This window comes from Streptomyces sp. NPDC059003 (genome assembly GCF_042740445.1).
Classification (GTDB): Bacteria; Actinomycetota; Actinomycetes; order Streptomycetales; family Streptomycetaceae; genus Streptomyces.
In genome coordinates, this window is record NZ_JBHYJH010000348.1 from 1 (window position 1) to 4,148 (window position 4,148).

At 67.8% G+C, this 4,148-nt stretch carries 3 protein-coding genes and 2 pseudogenes; all 5 read left to right on the forward strand.

Going from position 1 to position 4,148, the window contains the following annotated elements; translation table 11 throughout:
• A partial coding sequence (locus ACFWZ5_RS45135; RefSeq protein ID WP_384892993.1) for an IS256 family transposase occupies positions 1–861 on the forward strand: 861 nt, incomplete at its 5' end.
• Positions 862–1,069: 208 nt separating this feature from the next.
• Positions 1,070–2,320 carry an NAD(P)/FAD-dependent oxidoreductase gene (locus ACFWZ5_RS45140; protein WP_384892997.1) on the forward strand — a complete coding sequence of 417 codons (1,251 nt, stop codon included), beginning with the start codon at positions 1,070–1,072 and terminating at the stop codon, positions 2,318–2,320.
• Positions 2,321–2,359: 39 nt separating this feature from the next.
• Positions 2,360–2,980 (forward strand): annotated as a pseudogene (locus ACFWZ5_RS45145) (transposase); the annotation flags it as partial.
• A 51-nt stretch (positions 2,981–3,031) separates the two neighbouring features.
• Positions 3,032–3,310 (forward strand): annotated as a pseudogene (locus ACFWZ5_RS45150) (transposase); the annotation flags it as partial.
• A 146-nt stretch (positions 3,311–3,456) separates the two neighbouring features.
• Positions 3,457–3,918, forward strand: coding sequence for a DUF932 domain-containing protein (locus tag ACFWZ5_RS45155; RefSeq protein WP_384893000.1), 462 nt, complete (start codon positions 3,457–3,459; stop codon positions 3,916–3,918).
• Positions 3,919–4,148 lie beyond the last annotated feature (230 nt).

The window sequence follows — 4,148 nt, forward strand, 5'->3', positions numbered from 1 at the left end:
GTGCGCGACATCCGCTCCCACCTGGCCCAGATCTACGGGGTCGAGGTTAGCCCGGACCTGATCAGCAAGGTCACCGCCGCCGTGGTCGACGAGCTCGTGACCTGGCAGAACCGGTCCCTGGACGCGGTCTGGCCGATCATCTACATCGACGCGTTGTGGGTGAAGATCCGGTCGGGTTCAGTGACCTCGAAACCCGTCTACCTGGCCGTCGGTGTCGACATGGACGGCCGCAAGGACGTCCTGGGCTTGTGGGTCGGCGCGGACGGTGAAGGCGCCACCACCTGGATGGCCATGCTGTCCGAGCTGCGCAATCGCGGCATCGAGGACGTGTGCATCGTCGTCTGTGACGGGTTGAAGGGCCTGCCCGACACGGTCACGGCGACCTCGCCCAAAGCCACGGTCCAGACCTGCGTGATCCACTTGACCAGGGCCTCGCTCAGGCTGTCGTCCGTGCGGGACCACCCCAAACTGGTACCGGCCCTCAAAGCCGTCTACACAGCGCCGACCGAGCAGGCCCTCGACGTGTTCGCGGCCTCTGAGCTGGGCGAACGCTACCCAGCGATCGTGCGGACCTGGCGGTCGGCCTGGCCGGAGTTCACCCCCTACCTCGCGTTCCCGCCGGCCATAAGGACGGTGGTCTACTCCACGAACATGGCCGAATCGATCAACGTCCGGCTCCGCAAAGCCACCCGCAACCGCGGCCACTTCCCTTCGGAACAAGCCGCGCTGAAGGTGCTCTACCTCGCGGTCCGCGAGCAGATCAACCCCAAAGCGCGCGACGCCAACCACGTCGCCGCACACTGGAAAGAAGCCCTGAACCAGTTCTCATTCCTCTTCGAGGACCGGCTCAGCATCCAATGAAACCAACCGACTTACACAAGATCACTGACACGTCCCCGACACCAGCTAGAAGAAGGCGCGCGATTGACGGCTTCCTTCAGCCGGAAAACTCACCCACTCGGAAGGAGAGGTATCGCTGATGTCTGTGCGAGGGGAGCATGCAGTCGTCTGTGGGGCAGGTGTGGCAGGTCTTCTCACTGCTCAGGTCCTGGCCGGGCACTTCGAACGCGTGACCGTGATCGAGCGTGATGTGGTCGACGGCGATGTAACGCGGCGCGGGGTGCCGCAGGGACATCACCCGCACGGTGTGCTGATGCGAGGCAAGGAGGTGATCGATACACTCTTCCCCGGCTTCTATGAAGACCTCGTCGCACATGGTGCTGCGCAGGCCAGGCTCCTGTCCGACGTGCAGCTGGCGATCCTCGGCCACCAACTGTACCGCTCGCCGATCGGCTACGAAGCGGTGTTCGCAACACGGCCGTTCCTGGAGGCCCATCTGCGCCAGTGCCTGCTGCGCACGCCCGGCATCACTCTGCACACGGGCTATGCGGTAGAGTCGGTGATCGCCGATGGCCATGCGGTGTGCGGTGTGCGGTGTGCGGAGCGCGGCAACGGGGGCCGTGAGGTCGAGTTGGAGGCGGACCTGGTCGTCGACGCGCTAGGCAAGGGCGGCAGGGGGCGTGTCTGGCTCGATGCGCTCGGCTTTCCGCGACCGCCGGAACAGCGTCTCGACGTAGGGGTCCGCTACATCTCACGGCGCTACCTCCTGCCTCCCGCCGCCTCTGCACAGCTGGGCATGATGCTGCTTATGGACCTGCCCAGCCCACGCCGTCGCCACGGGGTCTTCGCCATGGCTCAGGAGCGCGGCACCTGGACGATCTCACTGGTGGGATTCGATGCAGGGTCCGCACCGGCGATCAGTGAAGCGGACTTCGACCGCGGCGTGCGCGATGTGGCACCCCACGTCCACGACCTGATCCGTGATCTCCAGCCGCTCGGCCCCAGTGCGTCCTACCGCTTTCCGGCCGGCCATCGCCGCCAGTACGAACGGCTGCGCCGTCACCCGGCCAACCTCATCTCCACCGGCGACTCCCTGTGCTGCCTCAACCCCCTGTACGGGACCGGCATTACCACCGCCGCAGAGCTGGCGGCCGCGCTCGGCGCCTGCCTTCAGGAAGGCCGGGGGGAGGAGCTGCCCGGCCGGTTCTACCGCCGAGCCGCGCGTGTGGTGCGGGCCTCGTGGCTGGTGAGCAGGACAGCCGACCATGTCCTCAACCCGCCCGCAAACTTCTCGCCCAGCTCCGCGCTCGCAGGCAGGCTCCTGCAGCAGCTGGCACGCGGCGCCTCTGACGATCCACTGCTGGCCGCTGCGCTCTTCAATTTCTGGGGCATGGCAGAGCCCCCCCAGGCCCTGCTACATCCGCGCGTCTTGGCCCGGCTCGCCTGGCGTCAACTGCGGGCGCGAGGCGCGTACTGGTAACAGGCGTTGGCAGCGCACTCGCCTACATGAGGAAGACTGATGTCCTCTGGCGGATTCTCTCCCGGCACCCAGGCGGTTGTCCTGGGTGCGGGTATCGGTGGCCTGGCTGCGGCGGGTGCCCTCGCGAACCACTTCGACACGGTCGTGGTCCTGGAGCGCGATCGGCTCACCGAGGCGGTGTCGGTGCGGCTTGGTGTTCCGCAGGGGGCGCACCGGCACTGCCCGCCGGCGCCGGAACCACTGGAGGACTACGCCGCGTGTTTCGATGACCTGTTCGCCTCCCTGGCCCAGCGGCGAGGGTTTCGCGAGTATCTGACCGGGCTGCTGGCGCCGCGGGACTGGAACAAGACGCTGACCTGTCTGGCCGGCACGGAGCCAGTGGTGGGTGCCCGGAACCGTGCGGTGCAACGCCTGCAGTTCTTCCTTTCCGAGTCCCCCTGGGAGGCCGCGCGGGTCAACGACCGGCGGCTGGAGCTGCTGCGCCAGCGGCCGGAGACTGCTCCGCACACGGGCGGGGTCATCGTGATCGACGATTCCGGGGACCGCAAGGACGGCACAGCCACCGCACACGTGGGCAGGCAGTGGCTGGGACGTTACGGCAAGACGGACAACGGCGTGGTCACCGTGACCACGGTATGGTCTGAGCTTCGTGCGGGATGGGGAGTCTGTTGGCAGTGGGTGGGGGTGGTTCTCATGAGAGGACCTTTGGTCATGGCTGCATCCCGGAAGTACTCGCTGGGGTCGCGTGGGCGTGCGGTGCGGATGTACCGCATCACCGAGCCGAAGCCGCAGTTCAAGAAGCTGGCCGTCGGTCTCGGTGTGCATCCCGAGGCCCTGCGCGGCTGGGTCCGGCAGGCCGAGCGGGACGCCGGCGAGCGCACCGGCGGCCTGTCCACCAGCGAGCGTGCGGAGCTGGTGGCGCTGCGCAAGGAGAACGTTCAGCTCAAGCGGGCCAACGATGTGCTGCGGACGGCCTCGGCGTTTTTCGCGGCGCAGCTGGATCCGACCCGGCCCAGGCGACCGCGCTCGTTGACGAGCATCCCCGCCTGGAAGCCGAGTGCGTTCTTCCGGAACTGACTCGTACGACAACGCCCTCGCGGAGAATCTCTGGACGCTCGTCAAAACCGAGGGCCTCCGTGGGCGCACCTTCACCACGAGACCGATGCAAACCTCGCGCTCTTCGAGTACACCGACGGCTTCTACAACTCCCGCCGCATCCTGAAACGGCCCAGTACTTCAATCGCTTCGCCGTCGAAGAGACCGCCCTGGCCCGCACGGACATCGCCCTCAACGACTTCCACAAGGTGATCGCTGACCTCTGGCCCCTCGACGGCGACGCCACCGACCAGGCTCGGACCAACTACGCCAGCCGACTTGGCGCCCTGAGCGACGAGTTCCGGGCCGAGGCTGAGCGGGTCGGCCACACCGCCTACGCCGCCGAGCGGGCCATCACCGGCTACCTCGACCATGTCGCCCCCCGCCGCCCGGGCAAGTCGATGACCGAGGAGATCGCCCGCGCCACAGCCGCGCTCGAAGGATCGGACGACGACAAGAAGACCAAGGCCCACCGGCGGCTTCTCCTGCTCACCCGAGCCTGATCCACAGGCTGGCGGCCGGGGCCACCACCCCCGGCCGCCCCCGCCCGCCAGGGGCCGGTCGATGGAGCGCAGCGTGCCTGCCCCCGTGGCGGCCGCGGGGTGGGAGTGGGCCGTACGACCGGTACCCCCCTGACCATCACCACGCTGTGGGTGGAGCGCTACCACCGCTGCGGCAAAGACGCCCGGGGCCGGACGATCCCCCTGTACGGAGCATCAACCCGGTACTGGGT